Here is a 1,986-nt window from a genome sequence, read left to right on the forward strand (position 1 = left end):
GGGTGGCGTTGTCGTCCTTGTCGTACGGGCGGGCGAGGAAGCCGTCTTCGATCTTGATGAGCCACTCGCCGTTGTAGATGCCGCCACCGAACCGGTTGGCCGTGTTGTCGACGATCTTGCTGTCGGAGATCGTGGCGCTGGCGTGCTCCTTGTTGTTCGGGAAGCCCCAGTGCTTGCCACCGGTGACCACCACGCCGCCGCCGTTGCCGTCCGCGTGGTTCTTGGCGACGTGCACCTTGTCCAGGTCCAGGTCGGTGCTCTCGGCGTAGACGCCGCCGCCGTTCTCGCAGGCGGTGTTACCAGTGATGGCGGTGAAGGACACGGTGACGGTGCCGCCGCTGCTGAACAGGCCGCCGCCGTTCTTGCCGGCGTGGTTGTCCGACAGGCTCGACTCGACGCCGTCCTTGCCGTGGTCGGAACCGAAAATCTCGACGATGCCGGCCTCGTTGTGCTTGGCCTTCGGGTCGTAACCCTTCGGCGCGGCGGAGGCCCCCGGACCGTGCTCACCGGACAGGCCGCTGCCGTTGGCGACGCCGCCGCCGTTGCCGCCCGCGGTGTTGTCGTCGACGTGGGTGGTCTCGACCTTGAGGATGCCCTCGTTGTAGATGCCGCCGCCGTCGCCCTGGGCGTGGTTGTCGACGACCTTGCTGTCCTTCAGCCAGGTGCGGCCGTAGTTGGCCAGGGCGCCGCCGTCGCCTTCGGCGTTGTTGTCGGCGAGCTTGACGTTGTCCAGGTAGGCGCTGCCGCCGCGCTCGACGAGCAGCGCGCCGCCGTCACCCTCGACCCGCTTGTCGTCGTCCTTGCCGCCGTTCATGCCGTCGGCGACCGGCGTGACAGTGGCGGCCGTGGTCGCCGCGGCCGGAGCCGCGACAGCCGGGGCGGCGGCCGGCGGCTGGCCGCCGCCGGGGTACTTGAACTCGTTGGCGTTGCCGCCCTTGATGGTGAGGTCCTTGAGGGTGAGGTCGCCGCCGTCGGCGACGCGGAAGATGCGGAAGGTGTCTTCGGCGTCGCGCTTGATGGTGGAGCCGTTGCCCTTGATGGTGACGTCCTGCTTGATCTCGGGCAGGGCGGAGCCGACCTTGCGGTCCTTGACGCCGAGTTCGTAGGTGCAGTTCTCGGCGAGCTTGATGGTGCCGCCGTGGTCGCGGTTGGCCAGTTCGAGGGCGTCGATCAGGGCTTCGTCCTTGCAGGGGACCTCGCGGGTCTTGCCGTGGTCGTCCTTGCCGTCCTTGCCGCCCTTGTCCGGGCCCCATTCGCCCTTGTCCGGGCCCCACTCGCCACGGTCGCGGCCCTCCTGGCCACGGTCCTTGCCGTCCTTGCCGTCCTTGCCGTGATCGTCCTTGCCGTAGTCGTCGCGGCCGTACTCGTCCTTGCCGCCCTTGTCGCCGTGGTCGTCGTCGCTGAGCTGCTGCGTGGTCGACCACTTCACGTCGGCGAGCCGGTGCGGGCCGGTGGCCCCGGTGGTCGCGTAGGCCACGCCGGCGAGGCTGACCGCTCCGGTCAGGCCCACGACGCCGGTGGCGAGCCACATCCGGCGACGCCGGAGCGGGGAGATGGTCTTGCTGGTGGCGCCATTGTTATTGCGAAGGTAGTTGGACATCGGAGCTCTCTGCCCTCTCCTTGTACCTGACAAGGTCGCTTCGCCCTGGCGAGGCGGCCTTCGCTACAAATCGGTTGTAGCTGCTGAAGACGACCGTATGAGAACCATCTTCGCCTCGTGGCCATATACGAAAAAAACCCGCATAAGGGTGCGGGTGGGATGGGTGGGCGCAGGGTGGCCCGGACGCCCCGGCGGGGGACACCACGGCCAGCCGGTCGGCTGCCGGGGTGGGAGCCCTCCTCACGCCGTACACGACGCGAGGAGGGCTCTCCGGTTATGTGGTGGTGCGGTTCAGTTGAAGCAGTCCTCGACGGTGTTGGCGCAGTTGGTGGGGTCGTTGTTGCTGATGAGGGACTTGTCGTCGAGCTTGACGCGTCCTTCGTTGT

1 protein-coding gene is annotated in these 1,986 nt (G+C 68.0%); it reads right to left on the reverse strand.

What is annotated here, in order from left to right; genetic code table 11:
* Positions 1 to 1,600 (reverse strand): hypothetical protein (locus AB0C17_RS29030; protein WP_357481429.1); only part of this gene is annotated, 1,600 nt, incomplete at its 3' end.
* Positions 1,601 to 1,986: the final 386 nt, after the last annotated feature.

It is taken from the genome of Micromonospora sp. NPDC048887 (genome assembly GCF_040649715.1).
Lineage (GTDB): Bacteria > Actinomycetota > Actinomycetes > Mycobacteriales > Micromonosporaceae > Micromonospora.